Consider the following 18178-nt stretch of genomic DNA (forward strand, 5'->3'; position numbering starts at 1 on the left):
CCTCTCACTCTGCGTAGTTAACTGTAAACAAGATCCCCTCCGGCAGGGCTGAACCGGACGGCGTAACGCGCTGGGCCGGACGCACGCGTGTTCCGGAACGTTTCCGTGGCGTTTCCACGCCGTTTGAGCTGCTCTTTTGTCCCGCCATTCGGGCAAAACCCGGCGTTCTGACCAGCGCCGCAGCCGCGTTTCATGAATTGATCTCGCATCTTGGGAGTGGCTGGTCGCATGCACCGAGAGCAATACGATCGCCACGCCCGGTCATCGACGATGGTCGGGCTGTTCCAACGGTGACCACCCCGGCACCCCTGTAACGCCGGGGCGATCACTCCCTGCACCGGAACAAGGAGCGTTCATGAAGCGCACAACCCTGGGCCTCACCACGGCCCTGGTGGCCGCGGCGGCCTTCGCCGCCACGGGCACGCCAGGAGCCGGCGCGGCGCCACAGCCGGTCAACCCGCTGCTCGCGAACCAGGAAGCTCTGCACGCGGCAGCCGAGCAGGCGGGGACGATCTCCACCGCCCTCGGCCTGTCCAGCGGTGAACGGCTCGTCCCGCGCGACGTCGTCCGCGACGCCGACGGCACCGTGCACCTCCGCTTCGACCGCACCCTCGACGGCCTGAAGGTCATCGGCGGTGACCTCGTCGTCGCACAGAAGGCCGGCCAGGTCACGGCCGTGAGCAAGGCGTCCGAAGCCTCCCTCGCCGGCCTCGACACCACCGCACCCGCCACCGCCTCGACCGGCACGCTCGTCGTGTTCGCCCTCGGCACCTCGCCCGTCCTCGCCCGCGAGACCGTCACGCACAGCGTCAAGGACGACCAGACCCCCAGCGAGCTGCACACCTTCACAGACGCCCGCACCGGCCAGACCCTGCTGACCTACGACGGCGTCCACAACGCCGACGGCACCGGCCAGTCCACCTACAGCGGCACCGTCGGCCTCAGCACCACCCAGTCCGGCGCGACGTTCCAGCTCAAGGACCCCGCCCGCGGCAACCAGGCCGTCAACAACCTCAACAACGGCTCGGGCACCGGCACTCTGTTCACCGACGCCGACAACAAGTGGGGCAACGGCACCTACACCGACAAGGCCACCGCCGGCGTCGACGCCGCCTTCGGCGCCGCCAAGACCTGGGACTACTACAAGACGGTCCATGGCCGCACCGGCATCAAGAACAACGGCCAGGGCGCTCTGAGCAAGGTCCACTACGGCAACAACTACAGCAACGCCTTCTGGTCCGACTCCTGCTTCTGCATGACCTACGGCGACGGCGCCCAGAACCGCAACCCGCTGACCAGCATCGACGTCGCCGCCCACGAGATGAGCCACGGCGTCACCTCCGCCACCGCGGGTTTGATCTACTCCGGCGAGTCCGGCGGCCTCAACGAGGCCACCAGCGACATCTTCGGCTCCACCACCGAGTTCCACGCCGCCAACACCACCGACACCGGCGACTACCTCATCGGCGAGAAGATCAACATCCGCGGCGACGGCAAACCCCTGCGCTACATGGACAAGCCCTCCAAGGACGGCAAGAGCCTCGACTACTGGACCTCCAGCGCCGGCAGCGTCAACGTCCACTACTCCTCGGGCATCGCCAACCACTTCTTCTACCTGCTCGCGGAGGGCAGCGGCGCCAAGACCATCAACGGCGTCGCCTACGACTCCCCCACCGTCGACAACCAGCCCGTCACCGGCATCGGCCGCGACAAGGCCGAGAAGATCTGGTACCGCGCCCTGACCACCAAGTTCACCTCCAGCACCAACTACGCCGCCGCCCGCACCGGCACCCTCGCCGCCACCGCCGACCTCTACGGCGCCGGCTCACCCGAGCACGCGGCGGTCAACCGGGCCTGGGCCGCGGTGAACGTCAAGTAGGACTCCGCCGCCAGAAAGCGCCGAGGCCCGGACCGACCCCCTGCACGGTCCGGGCCTCGGCATATCCCGTTGCTCGCCCACGGACAATCAGTCCTATGGGGAGCTTCAGCGACGTGCACGTCCGCGACCTCGAATGTCCGGCCTGCGGCCACCGGGACGACTACTACGTCCAGTTCAAGTTCGGTGCCTGCCAAGGCGAAGGCTTCGAGGTCGGGGACAGCATCAGCTGGGAGCACGTTCTGCACGGAGAACCGGGGCACCGGCTCGTCGCCGTCGCCGCGATCGGCAGCGCCTGTACCGCCTGCGACGGCCCCTACCAACTCGACGACGTCGGCAACGACTGGTTCGAGGTCTACCTCGAGCAGGACGTCATCACACTCGTCACCTGGGACAACGGACGACTCGACCTGTCCGCGAGCGACGACTTCGTCGCCCTCGACGCCTACCCGCCAGGCCGCGCCCCGACTCCTCAGGGCTCCAGATCAGTCGCCGCCAGGAACGACCCGTCCATGTGAAACGGCACCGAGTCGTGCGAGTGCGTCACCAGCCACCGCCCGTCCCGCCGCTGCAACCCCACGGTCGTGCGCATCCACATCGAGAACCCCTCCGGATACCCGACCGGCACCGCCGCCAGCCGCGCCAGCCCGTGCGCGAACGCCACGTCCCCGGACACCACCACCGTCAGATCCCGGTGCTCCAGCGTGATCGGCCCCTCGAACCCCGCCATCCACCCCGCCAGCGACTCCACGTCCCGCGCGTCAGCGGCAGAGTTGCGCAACGGCGGCGCCAGCGTCGCCGTCACCACCTCCGGCGCGAAGCGGGCCACGATCCGCGCCGGGTCCCGCAGCCGCATCCCCTCCTCGTGCTCCGTGAACGTCGCCCGGATCGCGGCCTCGTCGACAGTCAGCGTCTGGGTCATCTCCCACAACCTCCACCTCGAAGTGACACTCCGATGTCGAGGCACGGCCCGCGGTCTCGACATGGCGGTGAGAAGATTTTTCCGGGCAAGCACGAGCGGAGGCCGCAAGTGAAGTTCCTGATCCTCATCTACAGCAACCCCAAGTCACGAGCCGCGTGGGACAAGCTCACCGACGAGCAGCAGATGAAGTTCGGCCAGGACCACTACGACCTGACCGACAAGCTCCGCGCCTCCGGCGAGCTCATCGTCAGCGAAGGACTCCCCGGCCCCGAGACCGGCAAGGGCGTCAGCATCAGAAACGGCGAGGTCGTCGTCACCGACGGCCCCTTCGCCGAGGCCAAGGAGTACCTCGCCGGCTTCTACCTCGTCGAAGCCGACTCCATCGACCAGGTCATCGCCCACGCCGCCACCCTGCCCGACGCCCACAACGACGGCATCGAGGTCAGGCCCGTCTGGGACATGTCCATGCTGGACGACGCGTGACCGACCGCATCGAGGGCCTGCTGCGCACCCTCGCGCCGCAGGTCCTCGGCGTCCTCGTCCGCCGCCACGGCCAGTTCGACATCTGCGAGGACGCCGTCCAGGAAGCTCTCCTCGGCGCCGCCCAGCAGTGGCCCGCCGACGGCATCCCCGACAACCCCAAGGGCTGGCTCATCACCGCCGCGAGCCGCCGCTGGATCGAGCAGTACCGCTCCGACACCGCCCGCCGCCAGCGCGAGGACAAGGTCGTCGCCCTCACCCCACCACCACCCGACCCGGTCCCCGCCCAGGACGACACCCTCACGATCCTCGCCCTGTGCTGCCACGACTCGCTCACCACCGCGTCGCAGATCGCCCTCACACTCCGCGCCGTCGGCGGACTCACCACCGCCGAGATCGCCCGCGCGTTCCTCGTCCCCGAAGCCACCATCGCCCAGCGCATCAGCCGCGCCAAGCAGAAGATCAAGCAATCCGGCGCCCGGTTCCGGCCCCCCAAGGACCTCACCGCCGTCCTGCACGTGCTCTACCTGATCTTCACCGAAGGCTCCACCGCCAGCTCCGGCGACGACCTCCTCCGCGTCGACCTCACCGCCGAAGCAATCAGACTCACCCGCGAACTCCACAAACGCCGCCCCCACGACGGCGAGCTCACCGGACTGCTCGCGCTCATGCTCCTCACCGACGCACGCCGCCCCGCCCGCACCGACCCCCACGGCGCCCTCGTCCCCCTCGCCGAGCAGGACCGCACCCAGTGGGACCCGAACGCGATCGCCGAAGGCACCGCACTCGTCCAGAACGCACTCGAGACCGCCCAGATCGGCCCCTACCAACTCCAAGCCGCCATCGCCGCCGTCCACGACAACGCCACAACCGCCGAGGACACCGACTGGACCGAGATCCTCGGCCTCTACGACCTGCTCACCGTCACCGCACCCGGCCCGATGGTCACCCTCAACCGCATCGTCGCCGTCGCCATGGTCCACGGCCCCGACCAAGCCCTGAAAGAACTGTCCACACTGGAACTCGACCACTACCGCGTCCACGCGGTCAAAGCACACCTGCTCGACCTGCAAGGCCACCACGACCAGGCCCGCGACGAGTACGAGAAAGCCGCCACCCTCACCCTGAGCGCACCCGAACAGCGCTACCTCAGGTCCCGGTCGCGCCCCCCACGGTAGCGTCCGACGACGGCGCCTCCTTCGGCGGCACGACACCCGACAGATCCCCGCCGTTGTCGTTGGACCGCAACACAAACGGCCGCGTCGGCGTGTACTGCACCACCGAGATCGAACACGGGTCCACCACGATCCGCTGGAACCCGTCCAGGTGCACACCCAACGCGTCCGCCAGCACCGCCTTGATCACATCACCGTGCGAGCACAACACCCACACCGCACCAGGACCGTGCTCCTGCGAGATCCGCGCGTCATGCGCCCGCACCGCCGCCACCGCACGCGCCTGCACCTGCGCCAAACCCTCACCGTCCGGGAACACGGCGGCGGACGGATGCTGCTGCACGACCTTCCACAACGGCTCGTCGTACAGGTCCTTCAACGCCTTGCCGGTCCACGCCCCGTAGTCCACTTCGGACAGATCCGGCTCCGCCACGGCCACCAACGACCGATCGGCCAGCAACGGCGCCAACGTCTCCTCACACCGCTGCAGAGGAGACGACACCACCGCGCTGACCGGAACGTCCTTCAACCGGCCGACCAGGGCCTCCGCCTGCGCCCGCCCCCGCTCGTCCAACCCCACACCAAGCGATCTCCCGGCGAGCACACCGGAACCGTTGGCGGTCGAACGAGCATGTCGGAGCAGGATCACCGTGGCCACGACGTCCACCTTAGATCGGCTGCAGCAACCCCATCGACAGCAGCCCCATCAGCACCAGACCCAGCATCAACCGGTACCACACGAACACCGAGTACGAGTGCTTCGACACGTACTTCAACAACCACGCGATCGTCGCGTACCCCACGACGAACGAGATGATCGTCGCCACGATCATCTGCGGAATCGACGCCTCACCCGCCGCACCCGTGCGCTCCAGCACGTCCGGGATCGAGAACAACCCCGCCCCGAACACCGCCGGAATCGCCAGCAGGAACGAGTACCGCGCCGCCGCCTCACGCGTCAGCCCCAGGAACAACCCCGCGGTCAACGTGCCACCCGAACGCGACACACCCGGGATCAACGCCAGCGCCTGCGCCAGCCCCATCCCGATCGCGTCCTTCATCCGCAGCTCGTCACGCTGCTGCTTCGCCAGGTGATCCGCCAGACCCAGCAGCAGACCGAACACCACCAGCATCGTCGCCGTGATCCACAGGTTCCGCGCCGACGTCCGGATCTCGTCCTTGAACAAGTACCCGAGCACCGAGATCGGCACGGAACCGATGATCACGTACCACGCGAGCTTGTAGTCCTTCTCCTTGCGCGCTTCCGCGCTGAAGAGGCCGCGGAACCAGGCGCTGATGAAGCGCCCGATGTCCTTGGCGAAGTAGATCAGCACCGCCACCTCGGTACCCAACTGGATCACCGCGGTGAACGAAGCGCCCGCGTCGTTGCCGAAGAACAGCGTCGACGTGATGCGCAGGTGCGCACTGCTGGAAATCGGCAGGAATTCCGTCAGTCCTTGGACGAGTCCGAGGACAAGAGCCTGCAACCAGCTCAACTACCCACTCCTGCCAGATCCAGAGCCTCGGCCGCGGTGCGAAGGCCCGCGATCCCCTGCTCCAGATCTTGCAGCATCGGCGAAACGGACAGCGTGGTGACCCCCGCCGCGGCGAGCGCCTTCATCTTGTCTGCTATGCGCTCCTTCGGCCCCAGCAACGACGTCGCGTCCAGGAACTCCAGCGGGATCGCCGCCATCGCGCCGCCGTAGTCCCGGGCCAGGTACTTCTCCTGGATCTCCTCCGCCTCCGCGGGGAAACCCATGCGCACCATCAGGTTGTTGTAGAAGTTCTGCTTGCGCGAGCCCATCCCGCCCACGTACAGCGCCGTGTACGCCCGCACCGGATCGGCACACGCCTTCCAGTCGTCACCCACGATCAGAGGCACCGTCGGAACGACGTCGAACCCCTCCATGGTCAGCCCGGCCTTCTCCCGGCCCGCCTTCACCGACGCCAGCGACTCCGCCGAGTACTCCGGCGAGAAGAAGATCGCCAGCCACCCGTCCGCGATCTCACCCGTCAGCTCCAGGTTCTTCGGACCCACCGCCGCCAGGTAGATCGGGATCTTCTCCCGCACCGGGTGCACCGTCAGCTGCAACGCCTTACCGGGACCGTCCGGCAACGGCAACGTGTAGTGCTCGCCCTCGTACCGCAGCTTCTCGCGGGTCAACGCCTTCTTGACGATGTCCACGTACTCACGCGTCCGAGCCAGGGGCTTGTCGAACCGCACACCGTGCCAGCCCTCCGACACCTGCGGCCCCGACACACCCAGTCCCATCCGGAACCGGCCACCCGACAACGTGTCCAAAGTGGCCCCGGTCATCGCCGCCATCGCCGGCGTCCGAGCCGGGATCTGGAAGATCGCGCTACCCACGTCGATGCGTTCGGTCTGCGCGGCCACCCACGCGAGCACCGTCGGCGCGTCGGAACCGTAGGCCTCCGCGGCCCACACCACCGAAAAGCCGAGCCGGTCGGCCTCTTTGGCCAGCTCAAGGTTCGCGGCGTCGTTGCCGGCGCCCCAGTATCCGAGGTTCAATCCGAGCTTCACGAAGCGAGACCCTACCGGTCAGTAACACCGATTGCCAGGCTCACACGATGATCACCCCTTAGCATCGCGCACGTGGAACAGCGATACCTCGGCCGCAGCGGCCTCCGCGTCTCCAGGACGGCGCTGGGCACCATGACGTGGGGACGCGACACCGACCCGGACGAGGCCGCCACCCAGCTCATGGCCTTCGCCGACGCCGGCGGCACCCTCGTCGACACCGCCGACGTCTACACCGAAGGCGAAGCCGAACGCATCCTCGGCGGCCTCCTCGGCGAGATCGTCCCCCGCGACGAACTCGTCCTCGCCACCAAAGCCGTCGCCCGCCGCACCGAAGGCCCCTTCGGCGGAGGCGCCTCCCGCGGCGCCCTCCTGCACGCCCTCGACGGCTCCCTCCGCCGCCTCGGCATCGACCACGTCGACCTCTGGCAACTCCACGCCTGGGACGCCGGCGTCCCGATCGAGGAATCCCTCTCCGCCCTCGACCACGCCATCACCGCCGGCAAAGTCCGCTACGCCGGCATCTCCAACTACAGCGGCTGGCAACTCGCCACCGCCGCCATGACCCCCACCACCCACCCCCTCATCTCCACCCAGGTCGAGTACTCCCTGCTCGAACGCGGCATCGAACGCGAAGTCGCCCCCGCCGCCCGCCACCACGGCCTCGGCCTGCTGCCCTGGGCGCCACTCGGCCGCGGCGTCCTCACCGGCAAGTACCGCAACGGCACCCCCGCCGACTCCCGCGGCGCCTCCGCCCACTTCGCGGGCTACGTCGAACAACACCGCAACGACCGCGCCGCCCGCATCGTCCAGGCCGTCGCCACCGCCGCCGAAGGCCTCGGCACCTCCGCGCTGTGCGTCGCCCTGGCCTGGGTCCGCGACCGCCCCGGCGTCGTCGCCCCCGTCGTCGGCGCCCGCGACACCAACCAGCTCATCGCCTCCCTCGAAGCCGAAGCACTCACCCTGCCCCCGGCCATCCGCGCGGCACTCGACGACGTCAGCGCCATCGAGCTCGGCTACCCCGAACGCCCCATGCCCTGACTCCCTTGTGTCTGGGCGTGTTGTTGTAGGTAGAGGTTTCGAGAGTTGGACCACCGATGAAGGTTCATTTTGGTCCACACTGAAGCTATAGAGATAAACGCGCCGAGATCGGTTTCACCCCACCCCTTGCGTGACCTCCGACCGAACGTCGTGGATGCTGGAGACCACGACGTTTCTACGGAGGACCCGATCTTGCGCCGGCTCGCTGCTCTGCTCCTGACCACCGCCGCGCTGACCGCGTGCGGCCAGACAGAGGGGTCGCAGGACCCGTTGCAGGTCGCCGAGGTCCTCGAAGCCGCCACCCCCGCCCGCTCCCCCGAGGTCAACCGCGCCCCCGCCGGCGAGGTCACCCCCGGCGGCACCTTCACGGACGCGGGCACCACGCTGAAGTTCCGGGTGAACGGCCGCAACGTCGAACTCGACCGGCTGCGCAGCGCCGTCTTCGAGATGACCACCGACGACAAGGGCGCCGAGACCAGGGGCCCCGGCCTGCGCGCGGGCGACGGCGCCACCAACGGCGTCCCCGACCGCTTCGGCCGCCTGCTCGTCGTCGACACCCGCGGCGGCGAGTTCATCGCCTTCTCGATCAACCCGCTGATCATGCGCCAGCGCTACCCGATGCCCGGCACGCCCTACGGCATCGCCTACGACGCCAAGCGCGACCTCGCGTGGATCACGCTCACCGACCGCAACGAGGTCGTCGGCCTCGACGTAGCCGCTGGAGAACCGTCCGAGAAGCACCGGTTCCCCACCGTGCGCCAGCCCAACACCGTCAGCGTCGACCAGGAATCCGGACGCGTCACCGTCACGTCCGGCGACAACGGAGGGGTACAGGTGATCTCGCCATGACCGAAGGGGTGATCGACGGGGACTGGGAGTACCGGCCACTGCGCCTGCCGCCCGGCATCTCCCGCCGAGCCGCGACCACGCAGCTGGCCATCCAGGCCGAGTTCTCCGGCTGGGAGCTGTCGCGCACGCTGCTCTACAGCGACGGCTCCCGCAAGATGTGGCTGCGCCGCAAGGTCCAGCCCGCTCTGGTGCCAGGCCTCATCACCTGACCACCACCCCCTCGCCGAACGCGACAGGCTCGCACTCGGCGACGAAGTCCGCCGGAAAGCCCCGCTCGAACGGGGCCGCCGCCACCAGGCGCGCGACCGCTTCCGGCGGCAGCTCCACCTCGCCCAGGCAGTCGAGCACCTGCTCCGGCGTGCGCGCGCCCACCAGCGGCAGCGCCCCGGCGCCCCGCACCCACGCCAGCGCCACCTGAGCAGGCGTCGCGCCCAGCTCCTGCGCGACCTCCCGCACCACCTGGGCCGCGGCCGCCTCCCGTTCGGACAGCCGGCCGGACCGCTGCGTGCCACCGGAGAGCTTGCCCGCAGCCAACGGCGCCCACGCCGCCACCGTGAGCCCCAGCGCGTCCGCCATCGGCAGCAACTCCCGCTCCACGTCGCGCTTGAGCAGGTTGTACGGCACCTGCAGCCCCGCGAACGCCGTCCAGTCCCGCCACTCCGCCAGCGCGTTCGCCCGCGCCACGAACCACGCCGGCGCGTCCGACACCCCGACGTAGAGCACCTTCCCCGCCCGCACCACGTCGTCCAGGGCACGCATCGTCTCCTCGACCGGCGTGTGCCGGTCCCACAGGTGCACCCACAGCACGTCCACGTAGTCCGTGCGCAACCGCCGCAACGACCGCTCCAGCGACAGCACCAGGTTCTTGCGGTGGTTCCCGCCCGCGTTCGGATCCGCCGGATCCCTCGACAACGCGTACTTCGTCGCCACCACGAACCGGTCCCGCCGCCGCAGCACCGCGCCCAGGACCTCCTCGCTCTCGCCGTAGGCCGAGGCGGTGTCGAGGAAGTTCCCTCCCGCGTCCGCGTACGCGTCGACCACCGGTCGCGCGAGCTCCGAGGTGCGCAACGTCATCGTGCCCAGCAACAACTCCGAGACGCGCAGGCCGGTCCGGCCGAACAGTCGATATCGCATGATCCACAGCATCGCGGCGATCCGCCGCGCGAGGGAGACCTGCTCAGGGTCCCTCTAAACTCGCCGATCATGGCCGACAACGCACTGGGCCGCTTCCTGCGCGCCCGCCGCGAAGCCACCGCTCCCCCTGCCACCGGCCGGCGCCGCACCCCGGGCCTGCGCCGCGGCGAACTCGCCGACCGCGCCGGCATCAGCGTCGAGTACCTCACCCGCCTCGAGCGCGGCACCGACCGCTCTCCCTCCGGCCAGGTCCTGTCCGCCCTCGCCGACGCGCTCGCCCTGACCGCCGACGAACGGATCCACCTGTACCGGTTGATCAAGGCCGGCACGACCTGCTCCCCTCCCCCGCCACCGGAGCTCCGGCCCACCGTGCGGGCGGTGCTGGACAGCCTCGACCCCACCGCGGCCGCCGTGCTCTCCCCCGCCGGCGACGTCCTCGGCAGCAACGCGGGGTTCCGCGAGATCTCCGGCCTGGCCGGAGAACCGAACCTGGTCCGCTTCGCTTTCGGCCCGCACGCCAGGACCCACTACCCCGACTGGGAGCAGATCGCCGGCCACCGCGCCTCCGCTCTCCGCGCGGCGGCCGACCTGGGCGATCCCACCGCCGCCGCACTGGCCTTCGAACTGGCCCTCACGGCCGGTGCCGCGTTCACGACCCGATACGACGCCGCGTCGTCCCTGCCGCCGTCGATCGGCACCGAACGCTGGGGCTCCCACGTCCTGGCGTTCGAAACGCTGTACCTGCCTGACGAGGCAGAACATCGGATGATGATTTATTTCATTCAACACTGAAGCAATAGAGTAAAACGACGTGGTACCGGATGGCAGAATCCGCACCATGCCCCGCCCGGAGAAACCGCTCGACCCCTTCGCCGGGCCTGTCGAACAGTTCGCCTTCGACCTGCGCAAACTCCGCGAGAAGGCCGGCACCCCCGGCTACCGCGAACTCGGCAGGCTCAGCCACTACTCCCCCAGCACCCTCGCCGACGCGGCCCGCGGCCAACGCCTGCCGAGCCTCGCCGTCTGCCTCGCGTTCGTCCGCGCCTGCGGCGGCGACGAGGAGGAGTGGGAACGGCGCTGGCGCGAGATCGGCGAGGCCGACCCGCGGCCGGCCGAACGCGACTCCCCCTACGTCGGGCTCAAGGCCTTCACCGAGGGCGACGCCGACCGCTTCTTCGGCCGGGAACGCCTCGTCGGCAAGCTGCTGGGCAAGCTCGAGCACCACGACACCGTGCTCGTCGTCGGCGCCTCCGGTTCGGGCAAGTCCTCACTGCTGCGGGCCGGACTGCTGGCCCGCACACCCGGCGAGCTGATCACCCCCGGCACGCACGCGACCCTCCCCGAAACCGGACTGCTCGTCGTCGACCAGTTCGAGGAGGTCTTCGCGCTCCCCCACCGCGACGAGTTCATCACCGCCCTGACGAGCCGCGCCGGGCAGACCGTCATCGGCATGCGCGCCGACTTCTACGGCCACTGCGCCCGCTACCCCGCTCTCGCCCAGGCCCTCGAGGACGCCCAGGTGCTGGTCGGCCCGATGAGCACCGACGAACTGCGCAAGGCCATCACCCAGCCCGCCGTCGAGGTCGGCTGCGCGCTCGAGACCGGGCTCGTCGCCCGGCTCATCGCCGACGCCACCGGCGAACCCGGCGTCCTCCCCCACGTCAGCCACGCGCTGCTGGAGACGTGGCAGCGCAAGCGCGGCAACACCCTCACGCTCGCCAGCTACCACGAGAGCGGCGGCATCGCCCGCGCCGTCGCCACCACCGCCGAGCACGCCTACACCGGTCTCGACGAACGGCAACGCGTACAGGCCCGGCAGGTGCTGCTGCGCCTCGTCACCCCCGGCGACGGCACCGAGGACACCAAGCGGCCCGTCCGGCGGTCCGAGCTCGCCGCGGACGACGTCGTCGAGCACCTCGCCGACGCCCGCATCCTCACGGTCGACGGCGACACCGTCGAGATCAGCCACGAGGCCGTCATCCGCAGCTGGCCCCGCCTGCGCGACTGGCTCGCCGAGGCACGGGACGACCTGCGCGTGCACCGCCGGCTCACCACCGCGGCGGCCGACTGGGAGGCCCACGACCGCGATCCCGGCTCGCTCTACCGCGGCGCGCCGCTCAGCCAGGCCACCGACTGGGCCCAGCGCGACCCGGCCGCGCTCAACGCCGCCGAGAAGGCGTTCCTCGACGCGAGCAAGGCCGCCGCCGACCACGAGCTGGCCCGCGAGAAGCGCCGCACCACCACCCTCCGCCGGGTCGTCGCGCTGCTCGCCACCCTTCTGCTCGTGGCGACCTCCGCGACCGTGTTCGCCGTACGAGCGCAACGGCACGCCACCGAGCAACGCACCAACGCGATCGCCCAGAAGGCCATCGCCGACGCCAACGTCCTGCAGGAGCGCGATCCCGGCCTCGCGAGCCAGCTCCGGCTGACCGCCTACCGCCTCACCGGCCTGCCCGCCGCCCGCGACGCCCTGCTCAGCACGTTCTCCGCGCCTCAGGTCACGGTCGTCAGCGGGCACGCGGAGCCTGCCTCGTTCGCCGTGTTCAGCCCGGACACGAGGCTCCTCGCGACGGCGGGCGACGACCGGACGCTGATCATCCGGGACTTCACCGACCCGAACCACCCGGCCGAACTGGGCCGCGTCCGCGCCGGTGACCACGCCACCCACGGCATGGCCTTCAGCCCGGACGGCAGGACCATCGCCACGGCGGGCTGGGACGGCGTGGTCCGCCTCTTCGACGTCACCGAGCCGCGCCGGCCGGTCGAGAAGGCGCGGATCACCGGCCACGACGGCCAGGTGCAGGCCGTGCGGTTCACCCCGGACGGCCGGTCGCTGGTCAGCAGCGGATCGGACCGGACCATCCGGATCTGGGACGCCTCCGGCAAGCCCGTCCGCACCATCCAGGCCCACGACGAGAACGTGCACGACATCGCGATCAGCCCCGACGGATCCCGCATCGCGTCCGCGTCCTGGGACGGCTCGGCCAAGCTCTGGGACCTCGCGACCGGCGCCCCGCTCGCCGCGATCGGCACCGCCCAGGCCGGCGTGGAGATGCAGACCGTGGCCTTCTCCCCCGACGGACGCACGGTCGCCACCGGCGCGGGCAACGGCGCCGTGCGGCTGTGGGACGTCACCGACCCGCGCACCCCCGCCCTGCTCGGCGACGCCACCGGGCACACGTTCGCCGTGCACGCGGTGGCCTTCTCCCCTGACGGCCGGTTCCTCGCGAGCGGCGGCGGCGACAAGAACAACCGCGTGTGGGACGTGAGCGACCCGCGCGACATCCGGCTCGCCTCGGTGCTCGGCGGCCACAGCGACGCCCTGGCCTCGGTGGCCTTCTCCTCCGACTCGCGGCACATGGTCATGGCCACCACGGACGCGGAGGTCCGGGTCCTCGACCTCGCGAACCTCACCTACCCGCGCCACGAGCAGACGGCCTGGAAGCTCGACTACGACCGGCAGGGCCGGTACTTCGCGACCGTGTCCTCCGACGGCGCCATCAAGCTGTGGCGGCCGGAGGACCGGCACGCCGAGGAGATCTCCACCCTCCCCGCGCTCGCACCGGACGACGAGGGCCAGACCATCGACATCAGCCCCGCGGGCGACCTCCTGCTGGGGACGACCACGGCGGGCGCCGTCCTGTGGGACGTCAGCGATCCCGCCCGGCCACGCGAGCTGTCCAGGGCGATCACGTTCAGCGCGCCGATCGTCGCGGCCACCTTCAGCCACGACGGCCGCACGCTCGTCGCCGCCGCCGAGGACGGCGTCGTGGACCTGTGGAACGTCTCCGACCCGCGCAAACCGGTCAAGGCCGGCAGCCTCACGGTGCCGCGGACGGCCACCGTCTGGCAGGTCGAGCTGTCCGCGGACGACCGCACCCTGGTCGTCGTGAACGGCAGCCGCGAACTGCAGCTGTGGGACGTGCGCGACCCCGCCCAGCCGCGGGCCTACCCGCCGCTCAAGACCGACGGCAACCCGAGCCCGATCCGGCGCGGCGGGCAGGCCGGCCGCGAGGAGGTCTTCTCCGTGGTGATCCACGGCACGGTGATGGCGTTCGCCAACCAGGGAGCGAGCGGCGCGCTGTACGACATCAGTGATCCCGCACAGCCGCGCAAGCTCGGCTCCCTGCCCAACGAGGGCGGGCCGCTGCAGCGCCTGGCCTTCTCCCCCGACGGCACCCTCGTCGCGGCCGGCACGACCGACGACGTCGTTCGCGTGTGGGACGTGCGCGATCCCCGGAACCCCCAGGTCCGGGCAGTGCTGCACGGTCACACGGAACGGGTGTGGGGCGTGGCCTTCGCACCGGACAACCGCACGCTGGCGACCACCGGCGCGGACCGCACCGTCCGCGTCTGGGACCTCGACGTCGATGCCACCGCGACCCGCGTGTGCACCACTACGACGGCGCACCTGCCCACTCGTCATTGGGAGCACTACTTCCCCGGCGTCGAGCCGAGGCCCCTCTGCTGACCAACACCTCTCACCTGTCCTCTCACGGCATTTGTACTGCGAGAACGTTGTGCGGTGTCGATGTCCGGGCGTTGAACAACAACGTCTGCGCAACGTGGGGCGCCGATCGGACGAAGGTGACTTTTCAGTCAACACTGAATTAATAAAATTTACCGAACCCGTTGTCGATATGATCAGATTCTGGGTCATGGAGCTCGTGCCGCACGAAGTCGGGGTCGCTCACAGCGCACTGCCGCACGACGAAACGTCCGCCCGTGCCCTGCTCGCGCACGCCGCGGCGCAGGGACTGCACACCGTGGTCGTCACCGCCGAGGAGGGGGACGAGGGCGCCTTGGCCGTCCTGCGCGAACTGCGCGCGGAGTGGCACACCGAGGACGGGAAGGTCACCGCCCAGCTCGACACCGACGCCGAGGGCCAGCTGCGGCACCTCTGGGGACTCTCCACGGACGACCGGGCCGCGTGGCTCGCCGCGTTCCCCCGCCACGACGACCCGAACTGGTGGATGCACCGCCTGCTGGTGCTCAACCACCACCCGGAGTGGGCGCCGCTCAAGGAGTGGCTGGTCGACGAGCACGTGCGGCTCTTCGGCCGCCCTCCCGGCCGGCGCCGGTCTAGCGCGGCAGGCCGCTGAAGTCGGGCTGGCGCAACCGCTGGATCCACGGGATCGGGTCCTCCTCCGGGACGTCCCGATCCGGCTGGACCGCGGCGAACGTCAGCACCGGCACCCTCGGCACGCCCACCGCGATCACGTCGTCGTGCGTCCCGGCGATCCACATGACGCCGGTGTCGGCGATGTTCGCCACCACGCTCAGCTCCGGCAACACGAACTGCACGAGCGCGAGGCCGCCCGGCATCTCCGCCAGCCCGGCCACGTGCTGGTTGGGCTGCCACGGGAACAACGTGATCGCGACGGGCGTCCACTGCGCCGAGCCGTCGACGGCCCGCACGGCGTCGCGGTACCAGCGGCTGATCTCGACCGAACTCGGGATGCCGAGGAGCCCGAGGCCCAGCACGAGCCCGCCGACGACCAGCCCGGCCGGCGCGAGCGGGAAGAAGCTGAGCAGCACCACCACCCCACCGAGGGCAACGGGCACCGCGGACCACAACCACGCTCGCACTCCCCAGCGCAGACCCTTGTAGGCCCGTGCGGTCGCCGGGTCGTCCAACGGCCGGCCGAGCGGCTGCTCCACGCGTTCGCGGGTCGGGTGCTCCCCCGGCTCCTCGGCCTTGGCGTTCTCCATCTTCGCGAACCCGGCCACGCGCACGACGGCCCTGCCGCCGGCGTCGGGACCGCAGACGAAGACCTCCTGCCGTTCCAGCACCATGTCCGGGAAGTCCTCCAGCCAGCCCCGCAGCACCGTGCCGTCCGCGAGCAGCAGGCGGTCGTCCACGTCGTCGGGCTGCTTCTCCGCCACCGTCGCGGCCACCCGCCGCCACGGCTGGTCGAGCAGCCCGCGACGCTGGGCCCTCGTCTCCGCGCGGTACATCAACGGCCCGATCCCGAACAGCAGCGTCACCAGCACCAGCACCACGAACGCGGCGAGGTTGCCCGGTGAGGACGGCAGCAGCCAGCACGTCACGGCGCCCGCGCCGGTCACCACCGCGAGCCCGCCCAGGGTCTTCGCACCCCACCGCAGGTCCTGCAGGATCAGGCCGGTGGACCAGTCGTCCTTCGCGGGCACGTCGGTCCGCGGTTCCAGGTACCGCACCAGTCCTCCCCTACCGCGGCAGATCGCTGAAGTCACTCTGCCGGTACCGGCGCCACCACGACAGGGGATCGCTCCGCTCGCCCGCGCGGCCGGGCAGCACGACCGCCGTCGTCAGCCCGCCGATGCCCGGCAGCCCGACGGTCAGCCGGTCTCCGCGCTCACCCGCGACCCACATCTCCCCTGTCGCGGCGATGTTCGCGATCAGGTTGTAGTGCGGCCTCGGGAACCGCACCAGCGCGGGACCGTCCGGCAGCTCCGCGATGCCGGCGACGTGGTGTCCTCGCTGCCAGGGGAACAACGCCACCGGTACCCGCGTCCACTCGCCTGCCTGGGCCACGACCTCGGCCTGTTCCCGATTGAGCCGGAACGCCTCGAGCGTCGCCGGGACGGTGAGCAGCGACGGGGCGACCACCGCGGCCGCGACCAGGCCCGCCGGTGCGAGCGGCGACAAGCTCAGCGAGACCAGCACCGCCACCACGGCGAGGGTCACGACCGCCACCGCGATGACGTAGTACCCCATCGACCGCATCAACCCGGCGTCGCCCCGGACCCGTCCGTCGTCCGCGGGCCGGCCGAACGCGCGTTCCACCCGCTCCGCGGGCCGGTACTCCCCCTCGTCGACGGTGGCGGCCCACATCGACGTCGACCCGGCGGCCCGCACCAAGCCCCGGCCCTCCTCGTCAGGACCGAGGACGAAGACCTCGTGCCGCTCCCCGACCACGTTCACCAGGTCGTCGTACGAGGCGAGGGAGCTCTTCAGCACCACGCCGTCGTCGAGCAGCAACCGGTCGGCCGGGTCGTTCTCCTGCTTCTCGGCCACCGTCGCGGAGACACGCCGCCACGGCAGCTCGAACAGCCCGCGCCGCAGAGCGCGCCACACCGACCTGTTCGGCAGCAGAGTGCCGAGTGTCATCACCAGCAGGAAGCCGAGCACGATCCGCGCGGCGGTGTTGCCGGGCGCGTCCGGCAGGAAGAACGTGGCAGCGAACGTCACCACCACGACGAGCGTCTCGATCCGGTGCGCGCGGCCCGCGCGGACGTCGATCAGTTCGAGACGGGTCGACCAGTCGTCCTTCGCGGGCACGTCCGTCCGCGGTTCCAGGTACTGCAGCACCAGCCCCCCAGCTATGCCCCGGCGGCCACCTCCCGGATCAGGTTCGCCAGTTCCGAGGGCCGCTCCAGGGGGAGCATATGTCCGGCATCGGCCAGGATGACCGAAGTTCCGCCGAACTTCACAGCGTCGGACTCGGGCACCAGGCGATCTTCGTCGCCCACCACGGCGACGACGGCCTTCTCCTGGGCGACGGTCAGGCCCGCCTCGCGGTCGTAGCGGTCGACGGCGGGGCGGAACAGGGCGATCGTCTCCGGCCAGTGCCCCCACACCATGTCCGCGGTCAGGTCGACGTCCTCGGGTTGCGGCTCGTCGCCGAAGAGCCACCAGCGCAGGCCCGCGGTCTTGGTCGGCTCGATCTTCTCCCGCACCGCGCGCACGATCGGGCCGAACGCGCGTTCCAGCTCCCGCACGAGCTTGCCGAGGGCCTTGGGCCACGCGAGCGTCGTCTCGGACATGCCGCTCGCCGCCGTGGACACGAACACATTGCCCAGCACGCGCTGCCGGAACAGCCGCGGCCGGCGTTCGGCCATCGCGAGCGCCGCCATGCCGCCCATCGAGTGCCCGGCGATCACGACGTGGCCCTGCGGCACGGCACGTTCGATCAGCTCGCCCAGGTCCTCGCCGAGCTGGTCGATGGTGGCGGTCTCCTTGGACGCGCCACCGGACTTGCCGTGGCCCCGGTGGTCGTAGGCGATGACCTGGAACTCGGGGCTGAGCAGCTCCACGACCTTGTGCCAGCTGCGGTGGTCGAGCGCGTAGCCGTGCGCCAGCACGACCGTCACCGGCGCCTCGGGGTCGCCCGCCCGCACCACGTTGAGCTCGGTCCCGTCTTCCAGCCGCACCATGCGGAGTCCTTTCGCCGTGTCGT

General features: G+C 70.5%; 18 protein-coding genes. 10 read left to right on the plus strand and 8 right to left on the minus strand.

All coding sequences use genetic code 11. From position 1 onward, the window contains the following. Window positions 1-355 precede the first annotated feature (355 nt). Together ABZX02_RS09580 and ABZX02_RS09585 are read left to right on the plus strand one after the other, a co-directional pair. Complete coding sequence (locus ABZX02_RS09580; RefSeq protein ID WP_355296535.1) at window positions 356-1879, plus strand: M4 family metallopeptidase; 1524 nt, start codon at window positions 356-358, stop codon at window positions 1877-1879. 95 nt (window positions 1880-1974) lie between these two features. Then, on the plus strand, window positions 1975-2394 hold the full coding sequence (locus ABZX02_RS09585; RefSeq protein ID WP_355296537.1) for a hypothetical protein: 420 nt from the start codon (window positions 1975-1977) through the stop codon (window positions 2392-2394). Here ABZX02_RS09585 and ABZX02_RS09590 read toward each other — a convergent pair. Next, window positions 2349-2798: a nuclear transport factor 2 family protein gene (locus tag ABZX02_RS09590; protein ID WP_355296539.1), complete on the minus strand. Its 450-nt coding sequence runs from the start codon at window positions 2796-2798 to the stop codon at window positions 2349-2351. The two genes, ABZX02_RS09585 and ABZX02_RS09590, sit on opposite strands and share 46 nt — an antisense overlap. Before the next feature lie 108 nt (window positions 2799-2906). Between ABZX02_RS09590 and ABZX02_RS09595 the strand changes: the two genes are divergently transcribed. Both ABZX02_RS09595 and ABZX02_RS09600 read left to right on the plus strand, forming a co-directional pair. Next, window positions 2907-3281, plus strand: coding sequence for a YciI family protein (locus tag ABZX02_RS09595; protein ID WP_355296541.1), 375 nt, complete (start codon window positions 2907-2909; stop codon window positions 3279-3281). Next, on the plus strand, window positions 3278-4456 hold the full coding sequence (locus ABZX02_RS09600) for a sigma-70 family RNA polymerase sigma factor (RefSeq protein WP_355296543.1): 1179 nt from the start codon (window positions 3278-3280) through the stop codon (window positions 4454-4456). Before ABZX02_RS09595 ends, ABZX02_RS09600 begins: the two co-directional genes overlap by 4 nt. Here ABZX02_RS09600 and ABZX02_RS09605 read toward each other — a convergent pair. Genes ABZX02_RS09605 through ABZX02_RS09615 form a run of 3 tightly spaced genes read right to left on the minus strand, consistent with a single transcriptional unit; the run spans window position 4428 to window position 6995 of the window. Next, entirely contained in the window at window positions 4428-5111 is a 684-nt protein-coding gene (locus ABZX02_RS09605; RefSeq protein WP_355296544.1) for a histidine phosphatase family protein, read from the minus strand. The two genes, ABZX02_RS09600 and ABZX02_RS09605, sit on opposite strands and share 29 nt — an antisense overlap. A gap of 10 nt (window positions 5112-5121) precedes the next feature. Beyond that, on the minus strand, window positions 5122-5949 hold the full coding sequence (locus ABZX02_RS09610; protein ID WP_355296545.1) for an undecaprenyl-diphosphate phosphatase: 828 nt from the start codon (window positions 5947-5949) through the stop codon (window positions 5122-5124). Next, complete coding sequence (locus tag ABZX02_RS09615) at window positions 5946-6995, minus strand: LLM class F420-dependent oxidoreductase (RefSeq protein ID WP_355296547.1); 1050 nt, start codon at window positions 6993-6995, stop codon at window positions 5946-5948. Before ABZX02_RS09615 ends, ABZX02_RS09610 begins: the two co-directional genes overlap by 4 nt. Before the next feature lie 72 nt (window positions 6996-7067). On the opposite strand from ABZX02_RS09615, the gene ABZX02_RS09620 reads away from it, so the two are divergent. From ABZX02_RS09620 to ABZX02_RS09630, 3 genes are all read left to right on the plus strand, one after another. Beyond that, window positions 7068-8033 carry an aldo/keto reductase gene (locus ABZX02_RS09620; RefSeq protein WP_355296549.1) on the plus strand — a complete coding sequence of 322 codons (966 nt, stop codon included), beginning with the start codon at window positions 7068-7070 and terminating at the stop codon, window positions 8031-8033. 192 nt (window positions 8034-8225) lie between these two features. Beyond that, window positions 8226-8882, plus strand: coding sequence for a hypothetical protein (locus ABZX02_RS09625; protein WP_355296551.1), 657 nt, complete (start codon window positions 8226-8228; stop codon window positions 8880-8882). Next, window positions 8879-9091 carry a DUF5703 family protein gene (locus ABZX02_RS09630; RefSeq protein ID WP_355296552.1) on the plus strand — a complete coding sequence of 71 codons (213 nt, stop codon included), beginning with the start codon at window positions 8879-8881 and terminating at the stop codon, window positions 9089-9091. Before ABZX02_RS09625 ends, ABZX02_RS09630 begins: the two co-directional genes overlap by 4 nt. Here the strand turns inward: ABZX02_RS09630 and ABZX02_RS09635 are convergent. After that, the gene (locus tag ABZX02_RS09635; RefSeq protein WP_355296554.1) at window positions 9084-10016 is read right to left on the minus strand and encodes an aldo/keto reductase; all 933 of its coding nucleotides are present in this window, start codon (window positions 10014-10016) and stop codon (window positions 9084-9086) included. The genes ABZX02_RS09630 and ABZX02_RS09635 overlap by 8 nt on opposite strands. A gap of 69 nt (window positions 10017-10085) precedes the next feature. Between ABZX02_RS09635 and ABZX02_RS09640 the strand changes: the two genes are divergently transcribed. The 3 genes from ABZX02_RS09640 to ABZX02_RS09650 all read left to right on the plus strand — a co-directional run bounded on the left by ABZX02_RS09640 (window position 10086) and on the right by ABZX02_RS09650 (window position 15118). Continuing rightward, on the plus strand, window positions 10086-10808 hold the full coding sequence (locus ABZX02_RS09640) for a helix-turn-helix transcriptional regulator (RefSeq protein WP_355296556.1): 723 nt from the start codon (window positions 10086-10088) through the stop codon (window positions 10806-10808). 46 nt (window positions 10809-10854) lie between these two features. Continuing rightward, window positions 10855-14487, plus strand: a complete 3633-nt coding sequence (locus tag ABZX02_RS09645; protein ID WP_355296557.1) for a helix-turn-helix domain-containing protein — start codon at window positions 10855-10857, stop codon at window positions 14485-14487. Between the two features lie 187 nt (window positions 14488-14674). After that, window positions 14675-15118: a hypothetical protein gene (locus ABZX02_RS09650; RefSeq protein ID WP_355296559.1), complete on the plus strand. Its 444-nt coding sequence runs from the start codon at window positions 14675-14677 to the stop codon at window positions 15116-15118. Here ABZX02_RS09650 and ABZX02_RS09655 read toward each other — a convergent pair. Genes ABZX02_RS09655 through ABZX02_RS09665 form a run of 3 tightly spaced genes read right to left on the minus strand, consistent with a single transcriptional unit; the run spans window position 15099 to window position 18155 of the window. Then, window positions 15099-16196, minus strand: a complete 1098-nt coding sequence (locus tag ABZX02_RS09655) for a hypothetical protein (protein WP_355296561.1) — start codon at window positions 16194-16196, stop codon at window positions 15099-15101. The genes ABZX02_RS09650 and ABZX02_RS09655 overlap by 20 nt on opposite strands. A 10-nt stretch (window positions 16197-16206) precedes the next feature. Beyond that, window positions 16207-17310: a hypothetical protein gene (locus ABZX02_RS09660; RefSeq protein ID WP_355296562.1), complete on the minus strand. Its 1104-nt coding sequence runs from the start codon at window positions 17308-17310 to the stop codon at window positions 16207-16209. 11 nt (window positions 17311-17321) lie between these two features. Beyond that, window positions 17322-18155 (minus strand): alpha/beta hydrolase, encoded by an 834-nt coding sequence (locus tag ABZX02_RS09665; RefSeq protein WP_355296564.1) that lies wholly within the window; start codon window positions 18153-18155, stop codon window positions 17322-17324. Window positions 18156-18178 lie beyond the last annotated feature (23 nt).

It is taken from the genome of Lentzea sp. NPDC003310, from assembly GCF_040610935.1.
Taxonomy (GTDB): Bacteria; Actinomycetota; Actinomycetes; order Mycobacteriales; family Pseudonocardiaceae; genus Lentzea.

Excerpts from the sequence above, each read along its gene's own strand:
- ABZX02_RS09580 (WP_355296535.1), top strand. The coding sequence starts at position 356 with ATGAAGCGCACAACCCTGGGCCTCACCACGGCCCTGGTGGCCGCGGCG.
- ABZX02_RS09585 (WP_355296537.1), top strand. The coding sequence starts at position 1,975 with ATGGGGAGCTTCAGCGACGTGCACGTCCGCGACCTCGAATGTCCGGCC.
- ABZX02_RS09590 (WP_355296539.1), bottom strand. The coding sequence starts at position 2,798 with ATGACCCAGACGCTGACTGTCGACGAGGCCGCGATCCGGGCGACGTTC.
- ABZX02_RS09630 (WP_355296552.1), top strand. The coding sequence starts at position 8,879 with ATGACCGAAGGGGTGATCGACGGGGACTGGGAGTACCGGCCACTGCGC.
- ABZX02_RS09635 (WP_355296554.1), bottom strand. The coding sequence starts at position 10,016 with ATGCGATATCGACTGTTCGGCCGGACCGGCCTGCGCGTCTCGGAGTTG.
- ABZX02_RS09640 (WP_355296556.1), top strand. The coding sequence starts at position 10,086 with ATGGCCGACAACGCACTGGGCCGCTTCCTGCGCGCCCGCCGCGAAGCC.
- ABZX02_RS09645 (WP_355296557.1), top strand. The coding sequence starts at position 10,855 with ATGCCCCGCCCGGAGAAACCGCTCGACCCCTTCGCCGGGCCTGTCGAA.
- ABZX02_RS09650 (WP_355296559.1), top strand. The coding sequence starts at position 14,675 with ATGGAGCTCGTGCCGCACGAAGTCGGGGTCGCTCACAGCGCACTGCCG.
- ABZX02_RS09665 (WP_355296564.1), bottom strand. The coding sequence starts at position 18,155 with ATGGTGCGGCTGGAAGACGGGACCGAGCTCAACGTGGTGCGGGCGGGC.